The organism is Paraflavitalea speifideaquila, from assembly GCF_032395985.1.
GTDB lineage: Bacteria > Bacteroidota > Bacteroidia > Chitinophagales > Chitinophagaceae > Paraflavitalea > Paraflavitalea speifideaquila.
Genome location: NZ_CP135920.1, coordinates 3,265,130 through 3,287,594 on the forward strand (window position 1 = coordinate 3,265,130; position 22,465 = coordinate 3,287,594).

The 22,465-nt window shown below is 46.8% G+C and carries 26 protein-coding genes and 3 pseudogenes; 10 read left to right on the forward strand and 19 right to left on the reverse strand.

The window, feature by feature from the left end; all coding sequences use genetic code 11:
- Window positions 1-15: 15 nt before the first annotated feature.
- From RS881_RS22360 to RS881_RS62595, 3 genes and pseudogenes are all read left to right on the forward strand, one after another.
- Window positions 16-420: an SGBP N-terminal domain-containing protein gene (locus tag RS881_RS22360; RefSeq protein WP_315823113.1), complete on the forward strand. Its 405-nt coding sequence runs from the start codon at window positions 16-18 to the stop codon at window positions 418-420.
- A 153-nt stretch (window positions 421-573) separates the two neighbouring features.
- A pseudogene (locus tag RS881_RS62590) lies at window positions 574-890 on the forward strand (DUF4466 family protein); the annotation flags it as partial.
- A gap of 72 nt (window positions 891-962) precedes the next feature.
- On the forward strand, window positions 963-1,439 hold the full coding sequence (locus RS881_RS62595) for a DUF8576 domain-containing lipoprotein (protein ID WP_527250433.1): 477 nt from the start codon (window positions 963-965) through the stop codon (window positions 1,437-1,439).
- A gap of 368 nt (window positions 1,440-1,807) precedes the next feature.
- Here the strand turns inward: RS881_RS62595 and RS881_RS59855 are convergent, their stop codons facing one another.
- The 6 genes and pseudogenes from RS881_RS59855 to RS881_RS22395 form a co-directional block, all read right to left on the reverse strand.
- Window positions 1,808-2,197 carry a polysaccharide lyase beta-sandwich domain-containing protein gene (locus RS881_RS59855; RefSeq protein WP_425476389.1) on the reverse strand — a complete coding sequence of 130 codons (390 nt, stop codon included), beginning with the start codon at window positions 2,195-2,197 and terminating at the stop codon, window positions 1,808-1,810.
- Between the two features lie 24 nt (window positions 2,198-2,221).
- Window positions 2,222-2,886, reverse strand: a pseudogene (locus RS881_RS22375) (polysaccharide lyase family 8 super-sandwich domain-containing protein); the annotation flags it as partial.
- Window positions 2,787-3,950, reverse strand: coding sequence for a glycosaminoglycan polysaccharide lyase family protein (locus RS881_RS22380; RefSeq protein WP_350340166.1), 1,164 nt, complete (start codon window positions 3,948-3,950; stop codon window positions 2,787-2,789). The pseudogene RS881_RS22375 and the gene RS881_RS22380, both read right to left, overlap by 100 nt.
- The gene (locus RS881_RS22385) at window positions 3,950-5,233 is read right to left on the reverse strand and encodes a heparinase II/III domain-containing protein (RefSeq protein WP_315823116.1); all 1,284 of its coding nucleotides are present in this window, start codon (window positions 5,231-5,233) and stop codon (window positions 3,950-3,952) included. Before RS881_RS22385 ends, RS881_RS22380 begins: the two co-directional genes overlap by 1 nt.
- Window positions 5,214-5,897 (reverse strand): hypothetical protein, encoded by a 684-nt coding sequence (locus RS881_RS22390; protein ID WP_315823117.1) that lies wholly within the window; start codon window positions 5,895-5,897, stop codon window positions 5,214-5,216. The genes RS881_RS22385 and RS881_RS22390 overlap by 20 nt, the downstream gene beginning before the upstream one ends.
- Window positions 5,898-5,925: 28 nt before the next feature.
- Window positions 5,926-7,878 (reverse strand): heparinase II/III domain-containing protein, encoded by a 1,953-nt coding sequence (locus tag RS881_RS22395; RefSeq protein ID WP_315823118.1) that lies wholly within the window; start codon window positions 7,876-7,878, stop codon window positions 5,926-5,928.
- A 322-nt stretch (window positions 7,879-8,200) separates the two neighbouring features.
- Between RS881_RS22395 and RS881_RS22400 the strand changes: the two genes are divergently transcribed.
- The 3 genes from RS881_RS22400 to RS881_RS22410 are packed head-to-tail and all read left to right on the forward strand — an operon-like array spanning window position 8,201 to window position 10,474.
- Entirely contained in the window at window positions 8,201-8,743 is a 543-nt protein-coding gene (locus RS881_RS22400; protein ID WP_315823119.1) for a LacI family DNA-binding transcriptional regulator, read from the forward strand.
- Complete coding sequence (locus RS881_RS22405; RefSeq protein ID WP_315823120.1) at window positions 8,740-9,231, forward strand: LacI family DNA-binding transcriptional regulator; 492 nt, start codon at window positions 8,740-8,742, stop codon at window positions 9,229-9,231. Before RS881_RS22400 ends, RS881_RS22405 begins: the two co-directional genes overlap by 4 nt.
- Window positions 9,232-9,286: 55 nt before the next feature.
- A complete protein-coding gene (locus RS881_RS22410) occupies window positions 9,287-10,474 on the forward strand; it encodes a glycoside hydrolase family 88 protein (protein ID WP_315823121.1) in 1,188 nt (395 codons plus the stop codon).
- Between the two features lie 57 nt (window positions 10,475-10,531).
- On the opposite strand, the gene RS881_RS22415 is transcribed toward RS881_RS22410, so the two are convergent.
- Genes RS881_RS22415 through RS881_RS22425 form a run of 3 tightly spaced genes read right to left on the reverse strand, consistent with a single transcriptional unit; the run spans window position 10,532 to window position 11,540 of the window.
- Complete coding sequence (locus RS881_RS22415) at window positions 10,532-10,969, reverse strand: substrate-binding domain-containing protein (RefSeq protein WP_315823122.1); 438 nt, start codon at window positions 10,967-10,969, stop codon at window positions 10,532-10,534.
- The gene (locus tag RS881_RS22420) at window positions 10,960-11,262 is read right to left on the reverse strand and encodes a substrate-binding domain-containing protein (RefSeq protein ID WP_315823123.1); all 303 of its coding nucleotides are present in this window, start codon (window positions 11,260-11,262) and stop codon (window positions 10,960-10,962) included. Before RS881_RS22420 ends, RS881_RS22415 begins: the two co-directional genes overlap by 10 nt.
- On the reverse strand, window positions 11,247-11,540 hold the full coding sequence (locus RS881_RS22425) for a LacI family DNA-binding transcriptional regulator (RefSeq protein ID WP_315823124.1): 294 nt from the start codon (window positions 11,538-11,540) through the stop codon (window positions 11,247-11,249). Before RS881_RS22425 ends, RS881_RS22420 begins: the two co-directional genes overlap by 16 nt.
- A gap of 283 nt (window positions 11,541-11,823) precedes the next feature.
- Between RS881_RS22425 and RS881_RS22430 the strand changes: the two genes are divergently transcribed.
- The gene (locus RS881_RS22430) at window positions 11,824-12,045 is read left to right on the forward strand and encodes a hypothetical protein (protein ID WP_315823125.1); all 222 of its coding nucleotides are present in this window, start codon (window positions 11,824-11,826) and stop codon (window positions 12,043-12,045) included.
- Between the two features lie 15 nt (window positions 12,046-12,060).
- Here the strand turns inward: RS881_RS22430 and RS881_RS22435 are convergent, their stop codons facing one another.
- The 4 genes from RS881_RS22435 to RS881_RS22450 all read right to left on the reverse strand — a co-directional run bounded on the left by RS881_RS22435 (window position 12,061) and on the right by RS881_RS22450 (window position 14,413).
- A complete protein-coding gene (locus RS881_RS22435) occupies window positions 12,061-12,876 on the reverse strand; it encodes an alpha/beta fold hydrolase (protein WP_315823126.1) in 816 nt (271 codons plus the stop codon).
- A complete protein-coding gene (locus RS881_RS22440; RefSeq protein ID WP_315823127.1) occupies window positions 12,869-13,522 on the reverse strand; it encodes a hypothetical protein in 654 nt (217 codons plus the stop codon). The genes RS881_RS22435 and RS881_RS22440 overlap by 8 nt, the downstream gene beginning before the upstream one ends.
- Window positions 13,523-13,661: 139 nt before the next feature.
- The gene (locus RS881_RS22445) at window positions 13,662-13,856 is read right to left on the reverse strand and encodes a hypothetical protein (RefSeq protein WP_315823128.1); all 195 of its coding nucleotides are present in this window, start codon (window positions 13,854-13,856) and stop codon (window positions 13,662-13,664) included.
- The gene (locus tag RS881_RS22450) at window positions 13,850-14,413 is read right to left on the reverse strand and encodes a hypothetical protein (protein WP_315823129.1); all 564 of its coding nucleotides are present in this window, start codon (window positions 14,411-14,413) and stop codon (window positions 13,850-13,852) included. Before RS881_RS22450 ends, RS881_RS22445 begins: the two co-directional genes overlap by 7 nt.
- Before the next feature lie 341 nt (window positions 14,414-14,754).
- On the opposite strand from RS881_RS22450, the gene RS881_RS22455 reads away from it, so the two are divergent.
- The 3 genes from RS881_RS22455 (at window position 14,755) to RS881_RS22465 (ending at window position 16,042) form a co-directional block, all read left to right on the forward strand.
- A complete protein-coding gene (locus RS881_RS22455) occupies window positions 14,755-15,066 on the forward strand; it encodes a hypothetical protein (protein ID WP_315823130.1) in 312 nt (103 codons plus the stop codon).
- Entirely contained in the window at window positions 15,024-15,530 is a 507-nt protein-coding gene (locus tag RS881_RS22460) for a hypothetical protein (protein WP_315823131.1), read from the forward strand. The genes RS881_RS22455 and RS881_RS22460 overlap by 43 nt, the downstream gene beginning before the upstream one ends.
- A gap of 197 nt (window positions 15,531-15,727) precedes the next feature.
- A complete protein-coding gene (locus tag RS881_RS22465) occupies window positions 15,728-16,042 on the forward strand; it encodes a hypothetical protein (protein ID WP_315823132.1) in 315 nt (104 codons plus the stop codon).
- Window positions 16,043-16,360: 318 nt separating this feature from the next.
- On the opposite strand, the gene RS881_RS22470 is transcribed toward RS881_RS22465, so the two are convergent.
- The 6 genes and pseudogenes from RS881_RS22470 to RS881_RS22495 form a co-directional block, all read right to left on the reverse strand.
- Complete coding sequence (locus tag RS881_RS22470) at window positions 16,361-16,870, reverse strand: hypothetical protein (RefSeq protein WP_315823133.1); 510 nt, start codon at window positions 16,868-16,870, stop codon at window positions 16,361-16,363.
- Window positions 16,871-17,153: 283 nt separating this feature from the next.
- Window positions 17,154-17,414, reverse strand: coding sequence for a hypothetical protein (locus tag RS881_RS22475; protein ID WP_315823134.1), 261 nt, complete (start codon window positions 17,412-17,414; stop codon window positions 17,154-17,156).
- Between the two features lie 420 nt (window positions 17,415-17,834).
- Window positions 17,835-18,182, reverse strand: a complete 348-nt coding sequence (locus tag RS881_RS22480) for a nucleotidyltransferase domain-containing protein (protein WP_315823135.1) — start codon at window positions 18,180-18,182, stop codon at window positions 17,835-17,837.
- Window positions 18,183-18,346: 164 nt separating this feature from the next.
- Window positions 18,347-18,670 carry a hypothetical protein gene (locus RS881_RS22485; protein ID WP_315823136.1) on the reverse strand — a complete coding sequence of 108 codons (324 nt, stop codon included), beginning with the start codon at window positions 18,668-18,670 and terminating at the stop codon, window positions 18,347-18,349.
- 1 nt (window position 18,671) lies between these two features.
- Window positions 18,672-20,306, reverse strand: coding sequence for an RHS repeat-associated core domain-containing protein (locus RS881_RS22490; protein WP_315823137.1), 1,635 nt, complete (start codon window positions 20,304-20,306; stop codon window positions 18,672-18,674).
- 602 nt (window positions 20,307-20,908) lie between these two features.
- Window positions 20,909-22,005: pseudogene (locus tag RS881_RS22495) on the reverse strand (IS630 family transposase).
- Window positions 22,006-22,465 lie beyond the last annotated feature (460 nt).

Genomic DNA, 22,465 nt, shown 5'->3' on the forward strand with positions numbered 1-22,465 from the left:
TGAAAATGTAAGACAATGAAACCAACGAATATAATATATGCGCTCTTACTGATGGCTCTTGTGGGAGGCGCTTGTAAAAAAGACAATCCGGTAGATGAAGATGGTCTGCTGATCACCAGCCGGGCCGAATGTTTTGTGAGCAATTTTGAATTGCTGGGAACAGATTATGTAACGGTAAGAACGAAGGCGGCGACGATTGATACCACGGCACAAACGATCTCGGTAACCGTGATGTTTGGGACTGACCTGAAGAACCTGTACCCCCAGTTTACGCTGGCGCAGGATTGCAAGCTGGACCCCAAGATCACGGGCAGGACCGATTTTTCGGACCTGGCCAATCCGCGTGTGTACACGGTGGTATCGGGTAACCGGCAGATCAGGAAACCTTATAAAGTACTGGTCACTGTTCAGCCGCGCTAATTATTCATTATTATTAAATCAGCAATCATGAAACGAACATCCCACTATATTCATCCCATTGCACTGCTGGCCTTGCTGCTGGTGGTGATCACAAGTTGTGAGAAAAAGGATTATGAGCTGCCCACTGCCAAAGATGGATTGCAGAATGATGCCATGAAGCGTTCCCTGGGCCCCAATATTGTAAATAATACGATTGAGTTTGTGTATGCCATGGGTATCCTGCCTTCGAAAGGTAAACTGGTTTCGGCCGAAGTTGAAGCTTCTATTGAAGGCGGTACAGGTACTTTCCTGGAGCACCGCTCTTTTTATACCAATAACACAGGTGTTGATATTGGTGTGCCAATAGGGGATCCTTCTGTAACGGTGAAAGAAAAACAACGGTTACTTTCACCAGGGATACTTCTGCCGCTGCACTTCGGTATACTTATATCGTACCGGAAGCAGCCCGCGGTAAAACGGTTTCTTTCACCTTTAGGGCAAAAAGCAGCAATGGCGAAACGGCTACGTATAAACTGGGGCCTTACAATGTAGCGAAAATGGATATGAAGCGCCTGATCACGGTAACGAATGCAACCAATGCCTATATATCTATTGAAGACATGGCGGTATACAATGATGCAGGGGCTGCAGCCAATGCCAGCAAGATCGACCTGGTTTATTTGTACCGTACTTATACCACCAGCACCTTTACCCATGCATTGGTAGCGCCTGCCGCCGATCCGCAGTATTTGCCAGATATTACCCTGCCCGCCGGCGTGAACAGGAATACCAAAATACAAAGGGTATTCAGTTTACAGGATTTTGACCTGGCGCAACTGCAATTTGGGATCTATATTGATGACAGGGATTTCCAGGAGCTGGACATCTCAAATGCGCCCAATTTTGCCGTGAACCTGAAAGCGGAAGCAGGCGTGTGGGTGGAAACCGCGGATAAGAAGTACCGTGCTTATATTTACGTGAACTCCATCAATAATGGAACTAAGAGCGCCGTGATCAGTATGAAGCGGTATGCGTTGTAAGAAGCAAGTAGTGAGTAGTAAGTAGCTAGTGGGGGAAAGGCAAGTGGTAAGTGGTGAATGGGGCTTTTGCTCCGTTAGAAGCACCCGCTTTGTAGCAACATAGTTGCGTGTTACAAGCGGCACCGTAGGTGGCGCACCCCAGGGGTGAAAAGACAAGGCAGCAGTTAGTTATTTTATAGCAAGAACAAAGGCAGGCGCTCTCCGGAGGGCCTGTTCTTTTTAAGCCTGTATGGGTAATAGGAAAAGATACACCTTACTACTATTACCTGGCTACTGTCCCTATACGGTCCCGCCATAACGGCCGGAGGGTAGTTTCTATAGGTGCTCTATAGTAGCTCTATAACTGCTCTATAAGAGCTCTATAGCTTTTAGGTATTTTGGCATGCTTCGCAGTATGCGAAAATGTTGCCATTGTTAAGGTACAGCAATGGAACTCCCGGCTTCACCCCTGTGGGCAATGACACCTCTATTGTGCGATCATTTACTTTTAATTGCAGGGCGCTGAGCTTTTGTGTAGGATCGGTTACAAGGAGGGAGGTAACAGCAGCACCTTTTGCTTTCAGCATCACGATACAGGGTTGGTTGGTGGTAAGGGTTAGTTGATTGCTTATTTTGATAGTGCCTGGCTGGTAAAAACGATCCCCGTTGTTGCCAGGCCAGTATGTTGTACGGCTTGCAGCGCTGGGGTATTGACCAATATCTTTACCTGCTTTTTCTACTGTATTTTTAGCAGCGGTGGCATTTATATTGGGTACCACGATGTAGGAATAGCCGGCGTTTTGTGGTTGTGTGCCATGATGGAGCCAGAGAGCCAATACCCTTTTTCGTACTGTTTCTTCTGTGGCCCAGGCCTGGTGATTGATCTGCCGCCAGTTGCCGGTGCGTTCTGCATTACTGATGTTCACCATAGCAGGTTGCGGGAAAAATAACCTACACTGTCATGCAATACATAGGACACATAAGGTAAGGTATGCGCGCCGGTTTCAAGGATGGTGGCAGGTTGGCTACCTTTCTCTTTTACCATTACCTGGCCGTTCAATAAACATTGATTGAGGGTGGTAACCACAGGCAAGGCAGTATCTACCTGGATGCCTGCGCCGAGGCATACGATCTCCTGGTCGAAGAAGAACCAGGATTTATGGGCTTTGAGGGGATCATGCACGCTGGCAAAATCAAAAGCAGCTACGCCATACCTGCCATCACTCACAGCCCCGGCAAAATCAGTGAGCCCTTTCCTGGCCAACTGTCTCCAATGCGGAAAGTCCTCCTTTTGTACAATGGTGGCCCCGGGTATCTTGCGCCAATCCCAGATGGGGAAAATATTGAAATATTCCTGCCCGGTGCGCGTCAGGAAAAAGGAGCCATCCCCATAATAATGGTTCTTGATGCCTTCTTCATTGTGTGGTTCTTCCATATTATTGGCGCGGGCGGAATGCATACGTACAGACGCATAATAGGCCGGACGCTCATGGGTATAATAATGGGAATGCCAGAAGTAACGGTCCCTGGTAAATTGGGCCTTTGTTTTACCCTGGCGTATGCTGATGACATCGGCCAGTTCTTTAGCACGATAGGAGGACGCTTGCAGCAGGTTTCCGGGCAAGCTGATATCTTCTGCTTCGAGGGCATTTTGCGGCTGATATCGCGGTTCATAGCGCCCGGATCGGGATAGGTGGCATATACCATCGACTGGCAAATGCCATCCAGGAAATAGTCTGTTACCAGTTTAACAGAAGCATCCGGGAAGGAAAAACCTGCCCCCTGGATCTTGGCTGCCCAATAGGCAAAAGAGCTGGCATAATTGCTGCCGTAAGTAAGTGTAGATATTACGTTGTCTGTGCGGTGATGAAAGCTCATGTCCGGTTGCAGTCCACGTCCATTGCTGATCTTAATATCGGCAGCCATCGCTTGCAGGGCTTTTTTAAGCGTATCGGCACTGCCCAACAACAATCCCTGTTTGGCCAGCATACCGGCAATGGGTATCAGGTCGCCGCCGGGGCGGGCGCCAAAGGTTTCCATATTGGCGCGGTGGGCAATCTTCAGGCCTTCGGTCCTTTGTGTAGGGGTAAGACTACTGTCCATCACCAGCAGGGTATTGATCATGAGATTGGGTGTGCCCATTTCATTCCACCACCAGTTATCGCACCTGAAATCATGGGCCAGCCAGTAGTCAAGCGCCAGGGAAAAGGTTTGCTTTACTGCCGGTGCCGTGAATAGCGGCGTGCCTGGTTTTTTGTATGCCCGGGCCAGGGCCAGCATATTGTCGAGGTGGTCTTTGTGTTGAAAGCCGGTACGGGAAACATCCTGGTAATTGATGCCGGGCCAGGTACCATCGGGTTGAATGGTTTTAATAAGTTGTTGTATGCCTGCCTCGTTCACTGATGGGGCCAGGAGTTCATCTACTACCCGTTTTTTGATAAGGCCGGTATTTTGTGCCTGGCTGTTGAAAAAGGAAACCAGTATCAATAAGGCGGCATATAAGCAGGTAAAGTATTTCCGGTACATGGGCATTATTTGGGTGCAATGACAAAATTGATCTTGTCTTTGAGTTTGGGTACAATGACTTTAAAAGTGATGCGGTAAATATTGTTGCCCCACCTGTCTAGCACCCCTTTGTCTTCCACCGCGGTGAGGGGTACTTGTTCAATCGTTACGCCCAATTGTTTGGGATTGTATTTGATCACAAAATCCTTGGGGGTACCATTTGTTGGGGCATAATGAATGATCACTTCACCTGCGGTGTTGATGGTGGCCGGGTAACAGGTCATGAGGTTTTGTACGATGTTATCGGCGCTGGTGAGTACCAGGTTGTCTTTTACTTCCACATTTTTACCCCGGTTTAAGCGTATGGTGCGTTGCCAACTGTTGATGCCTGCTTTTTCGGGATAGGCTTTTGCGATGTCCAGCGATAACTCGGCAAAGCCCTTGTCTTCTTTATACACAACGTTGGTGGCTTTGAAGCTGCCGCCGGGCGATTGGTTCACGCCATTAACGGTAGGCGTATTGTGGTATTCGGAGCAATTGTACCAAATATCATACCGCCGGCTGCTGAATGTTTTGCGGGTATAGGTGCCGCTGCCTACATCGATCAGGAGGGGTAGGGCATTGTAGTACACAATATAATTGCCAATATCATTGTGGTTATGGCTTTCATCATTGTGGCCGCCTTTGGCGGCTACAAAGAACCCATCGGTGGCGCCTTGTTTGTCACGTACCATCATAACCTGTATATCGGGCAGCCATACACTGGCAGGCAGGGGAAGGCCTTTGGGGGCGTTATTAAACTCCTCCTGCATGAACAGGGAATAGAAATTCCGGAAGAAATGGTACCGGTCTATGCTGCCATCATTGGGGTGGTGGTAGCAGGCGCCAAATTTTACCATATTGCTGTCCTTAATGTCCTTGCCAAACCGGTAGATCATATCGGCCGACATACCAGGGGTGGGGGAGGCGTCGGCAAAGTTGACAAAGTATTGAGGGCCTATCTGGGCACGGTAAATAAAGCGGCCCATGTTTTTGATCTTCTCATCTTCCAACACATAACTGAAGGCATTGTTAGAGGCCAGGTTCAGCATGGATATATTGTCATACAGTGAGGCTGCTGCCGCGCCCCAATAGCCAGGCCCTTCATCGCAGCCACCATCCTGTGGATAGGGATTTACAAATTCATCGAGTACCCATAATAGCTTACCTACTGCGGCAGTCCGTTTGGTATCATCTTTTTCCAACAGCAATACGGTATTGAGCCAGTTGGAGCAGATCCAGGGATTCCAATTATTCGGGGGGCCTGCCATTGGCAGTCTTTGTCATCCAGCCATGTGGTTTGGTCATGAGGGGTTGAAAAATGCGGTAATTGGTTTCATAGTATATCCGTTTCCTGACCTGTGGTGAAACGGCATCGAGTTTGTCGCCTGCGAAATAATCCACCCAGGCCAGTAAAGTACCTGTTTCGGCGCTGAACAGATCAACAAAGGGTGCTGATACATCTACCAGTCCTGCAATCTCTTTGGATTGTGGCAAATGCGCCGATGCTCCCCAGAAGGATTCTTCACAAATAGACCATACGCCATTGATGATGGGGTCCACAAAGCGGCCTTTGTTCTCATATATTTCAGCCATTAACAAGGCGCCCAGGGCTGCACGTTTTTCGTTGGCAATGGCCTGGTAATCGCTGCGGTTGCCGGTGCGTTCTATCAGTAAGGAGGTGGTAGCTGGTATGGGCGGCCACTTGTAGTTAAGGAGCGTATTGGCTTTGTCGAGGCAAGCTTTCATGGTAGCAGCATCTGCTTTGGCCCATCCCGCGCGATCAGTGATGCGGGGAAAGGGTGTCCATTGGGATTGGGGGATCAATACGGACTTCAATTGAGCTGCGGGGTACTTACCGCTCAACAGGTTTTGCTGAGCCAGCAGGTGGCTGGCAGGCAGCAGGGTAAGCAGGAACCATGTTATTTTTTTCATACAGGGCATTACAGGTGAATGGATGAGTTTATTGTTGTGGCCAGTTGGCAAGCGGTGTGATCGAACGGGTTGTGGTACCGGCTGCTTTACCAGGTTTAAGGGTAACCGTAATAGTGGCTTTTGTATTGGCCGGCAGGGTTACTTCAAAGCCTGTCAACGTGGTGCCGGGATTGGGCGCATCATAGTTATTGGGCGGATCGGTTGACCATGTTTTCATAGTAACGGCCCCGGGTGCATTTACTTCGAGCTGCAGCTTCTTCCCGTCCTTCGTCAGTTCGGCCTTATGGCTGCCGGTAATGGTTACGCTGGCGGGTGTAAGTAAGGTCCACCGGATGGTGGTGGCTTCGTTGAGGGTTTCCACTTCATCCTGTACCAATACATAGGTTTTATCAACAATGGCAATACCGCGTTGGGCTTTCGACAGGGCGCCTTTATAAACGGCTGTCATATCGGTAGTAGCCTGCATAAAGCCCGGTTTGGCCGAAGAAGCGGTAATGGGCGCATAGCCTTCTACGCGTTGGTGCTGGTTATTAACGGTGAGGGTATTGTGTACCAGGTTGGTGAGGCGAAATACCGTCCATCGTTGGGCATCCTGTGTTCTTCCAAACAATTTGATGCCTTTGGATTCCAGTGATTCATAATCCTGCATACCAAAATCCATGGCCCAGCGTATGCCGTCCGCATCCATCACAAAGGAGCCGATGTCCATGTGCGCATGGTTGACAGATACGGAGCCCCCTTTCATCCCCACAAAAATGGCAGCGGCATCTGTCCAGGAAGTACGCATCAACGCTACGGGGTTCTTGCCTTTGCCTACCCAGCTAGTGGAGGCAGGGGGTGTTATTTTATTAATGGGTGTACCGGCGCCCCACAACATAATGGCGGGCAGCAGGCGATTGCCCACCTGTGTTTTAGGATCGCTGTTCAATAGCCAGTTCTTTTCTACCCATAACAGCGACGGATCTTTTTGTTTGGCGGCAAACCAAAACATGGCAGGTTGTAAACCGCCACTACCGCCGGCATCGGAATAATTGAACGGTTTACCGGTGGGACCAGTCATATTTTCGAGGTAGGCGGCTGTTTGGAGAAAACCCGGTTTATTGGAAAGGCCGAAGTCTTTGCCAAACAGTTTTTCGATGGCGCTGATGAATAGTACATTGAAGCTGGTGCCATATCCCCAATAGCCATAACCTTCGGGGTAAGCGCCATCGGGTGCATAATCGGCCATCGGTTTTACAATGGTTTCAATGGCCCGGTTAATGATCTGTTTGGCCAGTCCGGGCTGGTCTTCATAAATGGCAATGGCGCCATAACTGATGCCCGCATTACATACCTGGTTCCAATTGTGTTCTGCTTTGAGCCAGCCATTGTTTTTGGCGTCCAGCGAAGGTTCGATCCCTTTTTTAAGGATGGCTTCTCTGATGATGGTGCGGGTAGCAGGGGAGAGTTGGTCATAGAGCCAGTCATATCCAATACCCATGGCCATGGTCATTTCGGCAACGTCCAGGAAATGCGAGGGGTTCCAATCCGTAAAAGCAGCGATGGCCAACATCTCTTGTTCGGCACGTTGCCAGTAGGCCGGTTGTTGCGTGAGCCTATAAGCATACGAAAGGAAAAAGAGCCGGCGGATGGCTTCGCGTGATTTGTCGAGCAGGCGGCGGCCGATCTGTATACGTTGCAGTACAGGTAATTGAATGATGGCGTTTGACCCGGTGAGGATGGCCTGGTGTATGCCATCCCATGTTTTATCGCCTGCGATGGTTTTTTGAATGTTCTTTTCTTCTCCTTTGAACAGCAATAGCCGGGGATGGGCGGGCGGGGTAACGGCTGTACCTATATAATCGGTTTGGGCGCTGGCAGGAGCGGATGAAAAAAAGCAGCAGGGCCAGGAGGCCGGGTAACAGACGTATGATGTGCATGACAATCGGGTTTCGCTTGAAAAGATGATGGTGCTGGTGGCTTGTTGGATGCAATACACCACTGTACAATGGAAATTAGACATTCTACTCTATACGAATCTTGTGGTAGAGGGGTTTATTTTTACGAAAACGTTTCAGTAAATAAATAAACATAATCTGAAAACGATTCCAGCTTTTTTTATCAAGTTTGGTTGGGCTATTTGATTTACCACAAACGATTGCTTATGCTAACAGGTTGCCCACATATATGAACAATGCGCTATTTGTTCGGGTGGCAGGCTTCCCGGCCAGGTTGGTACGGTAATTTGTTTGTTCTGGAAACGATTTCAGTAGTCGATGCAACTAATGGATTAAGTTATCGTCCTTACTGTACCACATGCCAATATGAAAAAGAAAATTGCCAAAAAGAATTCCATCCAACATATTGCTGCTGCCTTGCAGTTATCGCCTGCTACCATTTCGCGGGTATTGAACAATCATCCCCATGTGCATGAGTCAACCCGTACCAAGGTGATGACGATGGTAGAGCAGGTAGGGTATAAGCGTAATATCATGGCTTCGGGTTTGCGTACCAATAAAACGCATACCATTGGCCTGATCGTTCCGCGTATTTCGATGTTTGTGCATACGGAGATCATTACTACCATTCAGAATGGGTTGCATGTACATGGCTATAACCTTATTATTTGCCAGTCGAACGATTCATTGGAGATAGAAAAAGACCTGGCGCAAACCCTGTATGCCTCCCGGGTGGATGCGGTGATCGTGGCCTGTACCTTGTTTACTGCCGATTTCAGTCATTTTGATATTCTCACCCAGAATAATATCCCGGTGGTATTTTACGACCGGGTGCCGGTTTCACCTTATCCCGCTTGTATAATCAAGGGCGATGATTTCAGGGGGCTTACCTGGCTACTTCGCATTTGATCGAGCTGGGCAGCCGGCAAATAGCGTACATATCGGGGCCTATTGGCTGTAATATTTACATTGACCGGTATGCTGGTTTTGAGCAGGCGATGCGTCAGCACGGGGTACCTGTACAAAAGGATTGGGTGTATTACCAGGAATTAACGGTTGATAATGCCCGCAAGGCCATGCACCGGTTGTTTGCCCGAAAGCCTTACCCCGATGCCATATTGGCTGCCAATGACCTTACGGCGTTGACAGTTTTGCAATTTGCCAAAGAGAAAGGGATTGCCATACCGCAGGAACTGCGTATTGTGGGTTATTCCAATGATCCGCGTTCATCCATCGTTACCCCTTCGATCACGACGGTAGAACAATTCCCGGGGCGTATTGGTACGGTGATCGTGACTGAGTTGCTGAAGTTGTTAAAGAATGACCGACAGATGGCGGCTATTGATGCGGCGCCCATCATTACACCGGTGGAGTTGATCAGGAGGATGTCGACCTAGGGAAAAGAATACAGAATACAGCTGGCAGAATACAGAATACAGAATAATACAGTATATGAGAAAATTAATGATTGTGGTGCTTGCGTTGGTCGTATTACATGAGATGCAGGCGCAAAGTTCAAAGAAAGCGATGCAGCAATTGATTGATGAGAACATGCAGTTTGCTGCACAACAGTATAAAGTGTTGGCTTCAAAACTGCCGGCAACAGTAATGCCGCGTAGTTATGCGGCCGGAAAGGATTCGCTGGTTACGAGTAATACCAAATGGTGGTGCAGTGGTTTTTATCCTGGCACGCTTTGGATGATCTATGCCTATACCAAAGATGAAGCTATTAAAGCAGAAGCTTTAAAGCGACTGGCCATCCTGGAAAAGGAAAAGACGTATACGGGCAACCATGACCTGGGTTTTATGATGTATTGCAGTTTTGGTACTGCTTATGCTATTACAAAGGACCCTGCTTATAAAGAAGTGATCTTTACTGCGGCCCATTCATTATCAACCAGGTACCGGCCTTCCATTAAGGCCATTCAATCCTGGGATTCCAGTAAGAACTTCAAGTGTCCGGTGATCATCGACAATATGATGAACCTGGAATTGTTGGAATGGGTAACTCAGCATGGGGGAGATGACAAATACCATCAGATAGCAGTAACGCATTCCAATACCACCTTGCAACATCATTTCCGCGCGGATAATAGTTCGTACCATGTGCTGGATTATAACCTGGCCACAGGTGGTGTATCGCGCAAAGTAACCCACCAGGGTTTTGCCGATGAATCGGCCTGGGCGCGTGGACAAGCCTGGGGATTGTATGGCTATACGGTGATGTACCGGTTTACCAAGGACCCTGTTTATCTTAACCAGGCGCATAAGATCGCGGCTTTCCTGTTGAACCATCCCAACCTGCCGGCAGATAAAGTGCCTTATTGGGATTTCAATGCCACAGATATACCACAGGCCAAAAGGGATGCCTCCGCTGGTTCGATCATGGCTTCGGCATTGCTGGAGCTGGGGCAATACAGTAAAGGGAAACAAAAGACAGAATACGTTGCTACGGCAGCACAGCTATTGCAATCATTGGCTTCTCCTGCCTACCGTGCGCCATTGGGCAGCAATGGTGGTTTCCTGTTGTTGCACAGTGTTGGTTCGCTGCCTCATCAATCGGAAGTGGATATGCCGTTGACCTATGCCGATTATTATTTTATAGAAGCGCTGGGCCGGTATAAGAAGTGGTATTTGTAGGTGAGTGGCGAGGGGTAAATGGCGAGGGGCCAGAGGGGAATAGCAACCGGTACCTGGTTACTTACTGGTAGAGGCGCGCTGGATGAGGGAGGATTTGAAGATGAGGCTTTCATTGGGTAATTGGGCATTCTTTTTTTCGAGTACCGTCAGTAATCTGGACGCAGCCTCTTTTCCAATATCAAAAGCCGGTTGTGCAATGGTGGTTAAAGAGGGGTTGAGGTAGGCGGCAATGCGCAGATTGGAAAAGCTGATGACCTTTACATCCTGCGGTATGTGTAGCTGAAGGCGCCCGCACACTTCATAGGCGGCCATGGCATACCGTTCTACAGCGGCAAAAATACCGTCGGGTTTTTCGCGCACAAACATCTCCTGCACCAGGTTGATGTCTTTTTCTTCATCATTAGATCCTTCTACAATCAAGGTTTCGTGGGCAGGTAACTGGTGATCGGCCAGGGCTTTGAGGTAGCCCTGTTTTCTTTTATTGCCTATGGACAACTGGCTGGAAATAGCCAGGTGGGCGATCTTTTACAGCCCTGTTCTATAAGGTGCTGAGTAGCCAGGTAGCTGCTCTCAAAATCGTCGGTAGTCACTTTCAAGGTCTCCAACTCTTCACAAACCCGGTCAAAGAAAACAATGGGCAGTCCTTTGTCCTGGAGGTTCTTTAAGTGGGTATGATCGGTGGTGGTGCCCGATACAGAAATGAGGGCGCCATCAACGCGGCCATTGAATAATTCCCGGGCAAAAGCTATTTCGCGGTTCACATCTTCATGGGTTAAATAGATGAGCACATGGTAGCCTTTTGCTGGGCAACGCTTTCAATGCCATTGATGGCCAGGGTGAAGTAGTTGTTGGCTATTTCGGGTATAATAACAGCAATGGTTTTGCTTTTGTGTTTGCGCAGGCTGCTGGCATAGGGGTTGGGTACATAATTCAGCTCATTGGCCAGGGCGATGACCTTTTCTTTGGTTTCCTTGCTGATATCGTAACTGTCGCGCAAGGCTTTGGATACGGTGGCAATGGAAAGGTTCAATAACTGGGCAAGTTTCTTGATGTTGACTGATTCCATGATAATAGCTGAGCTTAAACGCTGTAAGCTAAGTATCTTTTGCTATGCCGGTGTGTCCTACTGGTCGATGTGGATAATATCGTGTAGTTTTTACGCTTTTAAAGAAGACGGGAAGTGGGGAAGACCGTAAGACCGAAAGTCTGGAAGTCGGGAAATGCGGAGCCACACAAAAGCCTGGCAATTTTTTGGGAGGGGGAACGCTGTGTTCAATTTCGCAAATTAATTGGATGTACAGATACTAATCAGGCTAAGAAATGTGTTTAACGCTTAAACTGTGCAGGATATGAAAATTAAATTGGGATTACTGATTTTAGTCTTTGGCTATGTGCTGGGATTTATCGGTGAGTGGTTGAAAATAACCCATCAGGCAGGGGCTGACCTTGTTTTAACCCTCACTGCATTTTTAAAAGTAGCTGGTCTATTACTCTTTACTTTTACCCTATTGGCGCACCCCAAAGTAATAGCCTTTCTGAACTACCATAAGCAGGAGGATGCGTTTAAGTAATAGATCAATATTGTTTTACCGTTTTAAAAATGCCAGGATAGCTTCGGAGAATTGGGGTGAGGCGGCGGCATTGTTATGATTGCCTGGCACTGGGGCGAAGCTGGCATGGGGAAAGAGACGGGCCAGATCGGCTGCAGCGCCATTGTCGCTGTCTTCTGTACCGCAAATTACCAGGACGGGTTGTTGTACAGTAGCCAATACTTCTTTAGGGGTGGAGGGTTGTTCTTTTTGTAGGAGGGCCAGGGCCTTTTGATCGAGGCCTGAATGCTGTACATAGTCCACCACACCTTTCAACTCGGGTATGGAATCGCCGGAGAGGGCCCGGTAAAACATAATACGGCGGGGCCAGTTGGGATTGGTAAAATCGGTACCCATGCCGCCCAGTACGGCTTTTTGCACCCGCTTGTCCAATACCAGCAGGCGGGCCGTAATGATGGAGCCGCGTGAATATCCGACTACCTGGTATTGTTGGATGCCCAGGTGGGTAAGCAGTCCCATAATGTCTTTTGCTTCGGCATCATTGGCATAGGCTGCTGCTTCATGCGGTTTGCCGGATTGCCCATTGCCGCGCAGGTCGAGTGTGATGACCTGGTAGCCGGCTTTCTGCAGGTCGTTGTACAGTGCTGCTTTTTTCCAGGTACTGCTGTTGACGATAAAGCCATGTAGCAATACGACGGGCTGTCCGCTACCTTTTACTTCATAGAATATTTTAGTGCCGTCAAAGGAGGTATAGAATCCTGCTGTGTCGGTTTGTGCGCTGAGCAGGAGGGTGATGAGTAGTAAAGGGAGCAGGAGCAGGCTTTTGATCATGATGGGAAAGATACTAATCAATATTGATGTATCCCCATTTTTGATCATTGCCCACGCCGCCCAATCCTTTTATTTTATAAACAGGGATCAATACTTTGTTCCCTTGCAGGGGGCTCATGCCTTCGCCAACGGCCAAAAAGTTGTCTTTGGTGAGGTCGATCAAGGTTTGCCGGCTAATGGCATCGCCATTCATATAAGCTACTGCCAGTACGGAGTTTTTATACACGTTGGAGGTGGTGGCCGGTTTGGTAATATCCCGCTGTAAATTGCTTTCCTGGTCATTGTAAAAGATCAGCAGGGTGTTTTTATAGGGAAACGCGGCATAGGAGTCGCCGATGGTGCTTCCGGCACTGGTTCTGTATTTGGGGATGGAGGCTACCTTGCCTTTTGAGCCGTCGAGGATGGCATAGACCAAACTACCAGAGGTGATAAAGGTCGCTCTTCCGGTCCAGTTTGATTTCCGGTATTCTCCCACCAATCCAATACGTCCATCGCTCAACACAAAGCCCTGCAGCCCCAATGGGTTGATTCCGTAATTCTTCGTTTTTGTGCTTCCCCATCCGTCTTTATCCAATTGCTCTACCAAGGTATTTTCAAAGGGGAGGGCAATGGGTTTCGTTATAGAAAGATCGGCTGTATTGATGGTTTGTTGAAACAGCCCATTCAATTTACCCTCCTGGGTGGAATAACTGCCTGCTATGTGTACCTGTTTATTGTTGGAGCAACCGGTCAGGATCGACTGGTATATGGAACCGGCAGTTAATTGCAGGTTGTACTCCTTTACTTTTTACCCTCCTGGTATACGGCTACTTTTTGGCACCGGTAGCAGTCAGGGTATAGCCCGCGTATACGCGTCCTTCATTATCCATACACCCTGAGAATTGCGAGATCGCTTCTGTTGCCCTCACCGTTTCATCCATTTTCCACATGGTATTAAAACTATTATCCAATACGCGAAAGGAAAACTGATTATTGAGGTCATTGGCCCAATAGATCAGCAACCGGCTCCGTCGGGAGACTCCTTCACTGTGATATTGGTACTGTTATAAGTATCCCATGACTTGATCAGTCCTGTGTTGGCCTGTTGCAATGCCATCAATTCTTTTTCGGCCTGTACTTCCAGTGAAACCGGGTCAATACTGGCCATCATTAAGCGTATGTTTTCTTCTTCTTTTTCATATAGAAAATACAATAAGAACAATTTTCCGTTATGTGTTCCGAGGTAAGGCGGAAAGGGGCCTGCTTTTTTATCATCCTTAAACAGTTCCTGTTCTTTCAGCATTTGCATGGTGCTATCGTACCGGCGCAGCCGGATGCTGTATTTTACCTTGTGCAATTTGAATGTAAAGCCTAATTGGGATCTGCCAAACTGTTGTGTTAAAGAATAGAATTCATGACCCAATTTCCGGTAAGTCAGGCTGCCATCGGACTTGAAGGTTTCCGATACCTGAGTGGAAAATTGCTGTGCAAAATGCCTGGCTGGGAAAAGGAGGGTGACGAGCAGGAAAAGAACAGACAAAAACAGGGCGGTGTAATCGACGCTCCAAGGGCAAGCCATTTTTTTCAGGGAAGTTCATGTGACAACGGGTTGATTGTGTTAACAGGTGATCAGCCTTAACGTGAAAGCCCCTTTTTTTTTATTGCTGAAGGCTTTTCTGGGCCTATGTTTCAGGCTGCCATGGTCTAGCCATTTTATATAACTCCGGAAACTGGATAGTTATTCCTGCATGGTACACACCTGTTTCCTTTAGGTTTCATTCGTACCAAGTTCGTACTATGTTCGTGTCTTCTTCGGTCCAGCTCAGGAAACGAAACCCTTAGAAAATGCGCATTAACCACTAATGAGCAGCGAACATGGGGCGAACAAGGGCCGGCCAAGTGGCGGCCAATTGCCTCATTTTGACCAGATTCCAGGCCCCGGACAATAGTTATATGTGTTTATTTTGTAATTTCAGGGTATGGATATCTGCCATGAAAAAGCGTTTACAATATATTGATCTACCGCCTCATCTGGAGGAATTCAGGAAGAACTACCTGGCGGCCACTGAGGTAGAAGCCACTTTGTGTGGTATCATCACCTGCTATAAGATGTATGGTGCGTACTTTATGCGCAGCAAAAGTTCGCTGACGGGAAAACAGGTTAAAAAGACAAGCGCTTCCGCCGTACGATGCACCATGCAGGGGTACTGGCCAGGGCGTCGGAATGGGTGACGCCGGTGTACAACAATCTTACCGAAGACTGGCGCTGCCATGACCTGTACCGCAAGTTGGTAGGCCTCGGCGTAAAGCTCCTGCACCAGGGAGCCACAAAAGAAACGGTGCAGCAGGCTGCCTGGGAAGAACTTACGCGACTGGGTTATAGAACAGACTGGCCGCAATGGGAGCTGCCGCCTGCATTGGCGAAGTGGATGGAGGAGGAAAGACGGGAAGACCGGAAATCGGGAAGTCGGGAAGTCCGTAGTAGGAAGGCAGCGGGTAGTGGTTATAAAAAGCCGGTGCAGGGATGGGTGGTGAATGAAAAAGGACAGCTGGTATTTGCAGGGGCCACATATAATGCGAATCCACTTTCAACCTATACTTATTCTATTGCAGCTGGCGTTAGCTGCCAGGAAGAGGAAGTGGCGATGCCGCCGCCAGTGGAGGGATATCTTCATTTCAAAATAAATCATCCGTAATCGGATTGTCTATTGCAGGGCGTAGTATGCTAATGCACTAAGCTGGAGTAGATGCTAACGTCAACGGGAGAGTCGTTTCATAATCCAAGTTTAAAGTTAATAATTCATACAATTGGTAACTCTAATTCTTGTGGCCGAAGTTCGGGGAAGCTTACATTGCTACCTTTCTTTAAGTGGCAACAAAAAAGATTGGCAAGATGGGCACAAGTACGCTCACGCGCTGGGCTAGCCCCTGCATACTTGCGCCAGAGGGGGAGTCTGTCAATAAACAAGCCAAGTACCATTACCTCTACCATCACCCTATAGCCGATCACGAAGCATTGAGACGGCATATGCCTAAAATGGTCGAAGATTATGCCAGCCGTCCATTAACTGCTTTAAAGGGGCTTACTGCTGTCGAGGCCTTGGGCGGCCAACAGTACGATCCTGCTCAATACCATCAGCAGATTGCAACTGCCAGGGCCAGCCGGACAGCCACCAACAAGAAAGCCGCTTGTTGCTATGGCTTTTAAGTAAGCCAACTGTAAGCAGACTTTTTACTGGCTGGTCTTATTTTATCAATAGCCCGGCTTGTGCTTTTGAGACCCAGCTTAGTCAGAGGATGTTCAAGATTACACTCCTTTGTCTTACCCGCCGGTTGAAAATAAAACAGACCGACACAAAGAGCTTCGTTAACTCTATATGCTGGCCTGTTTCTTTGTACAGGTTCACCATTTTAAGTGCACCTTACAGTGTAAATCTTATTTTTCCGCGATCCGGATATCCGGATCGCTAATCGTCAACACGTTGTGAAGGTTGCCCGGTGATAAGTTGGATACTGCCCACTCTGCCTATAATTTTTCCCACAAAGCTTTATCGATTGCTATTATATCTATAACCCTTAATATGCGGGTGTATTTTTTTTTACTCCCTTTACTTCCGACATATATGTTATGTAAATAATCACAGCCATTCATCTTTGGAAAATCTGAATTGCAAGGAGAAAAATAACTAGCTATAAACTCATAGGTATTTCCCATTTTTACCCCGCAATTTTTGACAACAGAATCCACATCCTTTGTTATGTTATACACTATTGCAAGCAAAATAGTATCCTTTCTTTGATCAATAACTTTTACATGATAAATGTCATATAAGTACTTATCGTAATTCAGCAAAGCGTTTTCCCTAATCGCTTCACTATGAATTGTGTCGACTTCTATGACTTTGCCATATACAATTGAAACTTCCTTACTTTGAGCCATGCATAAGCACTCTAATAGACACAAGAGAATGGTTAATTTTATTTTTATTCTAATTTGGTTGCCCATTCTTTGATGAATCGACTTTAGGTTGTTCATTCTGTGATTTTTCTTTTTAGGCTGAATACTTGCGCCAGAGGCGGGGCACCGATTTCACAATGATGGCCGTGATCTCCCGCAACTGCCCCTGCTTGTGCTTCGGTAAATATTCTAAGGATGTTTGCATAGCTACTCAAATATAGTTTACTGATCCATTAGAAAAAACGATGGCAACAAGGTTAGTCGTTAAGCCCGCCAAAAGCAAAGGAGCTGACTCAGATCAACTCCTTTAATATACGATTTATCGCTGCGGGGGATTCCGAGATTGGCTTGCTCAGCCCCTTCATAATTTTTTATACTCTGGATATCTCTGATAAAATTCTTCCTTACGTGAACTAAGCCAATCCTGAACACCCATTGCTTCGACCTTTTCACATAACCTTTCATAGGTATCTTTGCTATCTTCTTCAGCAGCAAGTGCTAACGGAATATTATGAAGCAAGTCACATATTCCAAAAGATTCCTTATCGTTATTCTCATAACTACGTTGCCTAATATCTATAAGTGCTGAATATAATAAGTAGAGTAAGAGTTTCTTTTCCATTATTCTAATTTTGGGGAGGTGGTTCTTTCAGGTCTGGGAAGGCTGAATTATTGGGAGTGTACCCTTTAACTGGGACTTCCACATTCAATCCTCTCCGTTGAATCTCATATATCCTTGTGTTCCCATCGACTACATTCCCTGTTCTGGTGTTTATAGTAACAGGATGCACAAGTACGCTCACGCGCCGAGCTACGCTGCATACTTGCGCCAGGGGCTAAGAGGTGACACCTTTTCGTTTTCGTGGTAAGGGAAAGGTGTCACCTCTTTCCTGATGAAGGTGAGCCGCTCTACAACGCTGCATTTGCCAGTCTGCAGAGCGACCCACCTTTCGCCAGGGGCAAACAAATAAAATTTGGATGACAGTTCCTTGCGCCAGAGGGGGCGTACTGCCCGCATCATAGAGCAGGATGCCTTCCTGCTCTATATCGCTAAAAAATACTGCCCCTCGCTCAGCATCTTATTCACAAAGCCGATATCATGCACGATCACATTGACCGGCGTCTTGTACACGCACCGGTTTTCGATGATGTCCTGCACCTCGTAATCCTTGCGCTCATCGCCGCTGCGGGTGATCACCAGGATATCATAATCACTCACATACTCATACAACCTACCCTCCTCCGTACCCCGCTCCTGCACCCACCGCCCCGTAGCATGGCTGCCGAACAATATCACCTTCTCAGGATCCACGGCCTTCACAATGATGGCCGTGATATCACCAAGCTGCGCCTGCTTGTGTTCCGGTAAATGCGCTAAGGATGTTTGCATGGTAACATAAAAATAGAACTACTCCGGCAATATAAAAAACGCCCGTAACAAGGCCGGCGGTTATGCCCCAAAATTCAAAGGAGCTGACCGATGTCAACTCCTTTGATATACGTTTTTATTGCCGAGGGAGATGCGAACATCGCTCGATTGGAACATTGCCAACATTATCCCTCCAACACATGAACATCTTCACTTCCTTCAAAATATGATTTCAAAACTTTAGCATCCAAAAAGTATCTTGATTCGCCACTTTTCAAAATACACAAAACTTCGCCCTTGTTGCTGCTATCCAACGTTACATTTATTAATGAAAATGTTTCAGCAGATAACGCATTTGTGTCAACAAGCAAAAAGTCGTAGAAATCCAACTTCCTCCGTTCTTCATCTTGAAAATCTGACTCTTGCTTAATAATATCCAATCGTTTGACATTATAAATTCTAAAGATAGTGCCAGATTGAAACTGTCTATCATCATCAATCTCAAACAAGTTAATTGATCTTAATGTCATAGTTTTTGTTTCCTTCTTTGTTTTTAACTCCGTCAATATTTATCGATCCCTGATGTTTCAAAGTCTTATTGCCTTCTTTCTGAAAAATCTCAAAATGTCCGTGCAACTCATCAATGGAAGCAAATGCGCCGTCTCCCATGTCATAAATTTCACGGCCGGTCTTTTTAGACAAATCAGAAGCCTTCTTCCATCCATTTGTTTTTGCAGCATCCCTCAAAACTGATTGAATCATCGCTTTTTTATCGTTAAAACTTCCAACATTAAACAATGCTTTCTCAAACTCATCGGCATTTCTTATAACCTTCCCGTTGAACTTGTAGCCTGAAACACTGGTTACAAATCCTTGAAGAAACTCTTTCGCAGCCTTTCCACTAACAAAAGGAATAAAGAAACCAACACCGGCTGCGACATAGTCGCCTGCCGTAGCTTCAGACCCATCAAGATTCTTACCTGACAGTATCACAGCACCATCGTTTGCATCTGATAAAGCCGCCGTGCTGTTCCACCAAGGGCCGAGATAAACGAGAGATTTAGTGTACCAAGTGATCCCATCCCCATCTGCTCTTCCTTGTTTTATAGCTTGTTGTTTCGCTTGTTCGGCAATTCTAACATTTCGCATGCCTTGCTGATGCTTAGTGGAAACCCAATTCCCCACAGTATTGTTAATCTTCGCTGCATCCGGGGCACTAATTATCATTCCATGTCCATGTCCTGAATTCCCTAATGGCATTCCCGTTGCAATGAAACCTTCTAACCCATCTAAGTCGATTGCCCAAATCGGTGTATTACTTGCAAACTGATAAGGTGTTAACTCAGGATAATCTTTTGCAATCGGATCCACACTCAAAAACCTTCCAATCCTCGGATCATACACCCGCATACCATAATCCTGCTGATTGCCTTCACCTTTCACGTTATTATCATTCTCCTTGCCGTTAAACCCGTACCTGTACAATCCTTCTTTCTGTTCACCCGCCGGTGGCGGGTCGCATACGGTTACTTTGCGGGTGGAGAAGGTGTCCAGGCGGGTAATGCTGAAGTTGTCGATATAGTAGGAGGTGGTAAGGCCATCATAGCTAGCAGGCGGCGTAGTGGCAAACCGCTGAAAATCGACCCGGATACTATCGGTACCTGCGGGCATATCCATGTTCAGCAGGTAATTGCCATTCCCCACATAAAACAACCCCTGGTACAGGGTATTACCCCATACACCATTGACCCGGTTAAAAACATTCAGGAACAGTCGCTTGTTGGCAGAATCCTGGGCCGAACTAAACCGCAGGATGTAATGGTACCCACCCGCCAATGCCCTGGTGGTCCTTATGCGGCTGCTGATCATATCGGTAGAGCTGACCCTGATGCGCCGGTCGCTGCTGCCATCCACGGTCATATTATCCACCCCACTGGTAAACGGTATCCACAACTGGCCGTTGTCATTGATATTCACCCCGGATTTCACTGCCGAATTAAAATCGGTACTGTAGGAAGTGGTTTGCTCTACCGCGGTATATTTTTTGAACACGAAATTGTCTACCACGAAATAAGTCCCGGCAGTCGTTACATTGGAGGTGACACGCAACCTAAAATAAGTGACCGGCGTGGCAGGCGTGGTCACCAGTATGGTATGTGGTAGAGCTCCGAAGTATCATTGCAGTTTGTTACTGTCGAAGGAGCTTTTAGGGTACCAGGCTTTTGTGCTGCTATTAAACATTTCTTGCGTGGCACCCTTGTACGGCTGTACCGCTATTTGGCTTCTTTATGTCAAAGAACTTGTCGGTTTCTTAAACGTACCTCAGACAATCGGAACACAATAGTTTTTCAACCTAATATAGAAACACTTCTTCAGTCAATCAACTATATTTTGAACTATTCTAGCTACTGAATGGATTAACGCCGCTGGAAGTGCTGAATGGGCAGCGTTATGATTAATACGCCTATCACCAACAAATCGCCGCCGCCAAAGCCAACAGAATGGTTGCCAATAAAAAAGCAGCCTGCTGTTACAGCTTTTGAACCAGGAGGCTCATTAAAAAGTGCTGCCGCTGCCCTGTTTTCAAAATATTCATTTCTCCTTCAGCACTCCCAGTAGCATCCTTCTTTACATTTTTGCCGGACCGCCCGCTCTGAAATACCTTTCTAACCTCTTCCGGATATCCGGACACCTGATTGTGTAAAGGCTGTAGAGGTTGCAGTGCTGCTAGTGTAGTGACAAATTAATTATGAAACGTAGTGTTTAGAAAGTTTTTTATCTGCGTCCTGCTGTGTAAACTTCCATTCGATGTCACATTTATTACGATTGCGCTTTTTGCTCCAGGCGTGGATGTCAGTGATCAATTTTTTCTTTGATTCTATCCTGCCGCCGGTACACTGCCTATCCATAATATTGATTTCAATTTCTGCCATATTCAGCCAACTTGCATGTTTCGGGGTGTAAATAAATCTTATTCGCTTCAGTATCCGGGAAGCTTTTGATGCCCCATTGTTTCATAAAAGGAACGTTCAAAATGTGTATTTAAGTTGTCCACGACTAACTGTATGTAATCGGCTTCTGGAAAATGGTTGTTCAGCAGTTCTTCAACGAAGCAGGCAAAGTCCGCCTTTGTTCTTGTATCTGTTACCTTCACGATACGCTTTCCGGCTTTGGGTACAACTGCAACGAATATGTTACAGGTTCCTTTTCGCTTGTATTCGTAATCATACTTTTCCGGATTTCCGGGTTTGGCCGCTATCGGTGAACGGCTGTCCATTAATAACTGTTTACTTTTTCATCCAGGCAGATCACCGGGTGTTTATCGTCATATGGCTGCTTGTAAAGATCCAGGAGCCGGTACATTCGTTTACGATATTCCGGGGTTATCTCCTGAATGCACCACATCTTCCTTAACCAAGGCTTACATTCATTTTTTTAACACCAGCCGCACACTTTCGCGGCTGATCTGTTCAAAACCGGGTTTGGACCGGATCACTTCTGTGAGTAAACGTATTGTCCAACGCTTTCTGCCTGCAGGGCACGGACCACAGGCTAATGAGGCCAATTCAGCTTCATGATCGCTTGTATACTTCACCGGCTGACCTGTACGACTTTCTTCCTCAATGGCCGCCTCTATCCCTTGCTCCAGATAACGATTCTTTGTGCGCCAGACCGTGATACGGTCGACTCCCAGGAACTCCTCTATCTCTGACGCCTTCTTCCCTTTGTGAAGAAGCAATAGCACATTAATGCGGTTATATCTGCGCAACCCCAAATCCTTACCTTGCTTTTTAGACTCTAGAAAGGATAGTTCTTTCCGGTTAAGCTTTAAGGATAATGCCATATTAGTGTCGATTTAGAGCACTAATATACAAAATGTTTCATAATTAATTTGTCATTACACTAGGTACCTGACGTATTTAATCCGAATTTTACTTCTTTATCTTTTGCATCTTTAAATATTTCATAGATATATAAGCAAGCTTCATTCTCAGACTTAAAAACTTTTTCATCATTTCGGCCTCCTCGTTCGTCGAAATAAAAACCTCCCAATTACTGTAATTATGAAATAACACTATACTGTCAGGATTCAAATCGCCATTCAATGAATACCGATTTTGACTTATGCCTAATAGTTCAAGACTTGTTTTTAATTCATTCTTGTTCATTGTATATTATGGTATTGGTTCTATTATACCTCGTTTCAAAAGAGCCTTCAAATTGATTGGGGATAAATATTGGGTTCCCAGTCCAGTTTTTCCAAAAGCTGGAGCTATTAGTGAAGGGCTACCTATTAATCTTTA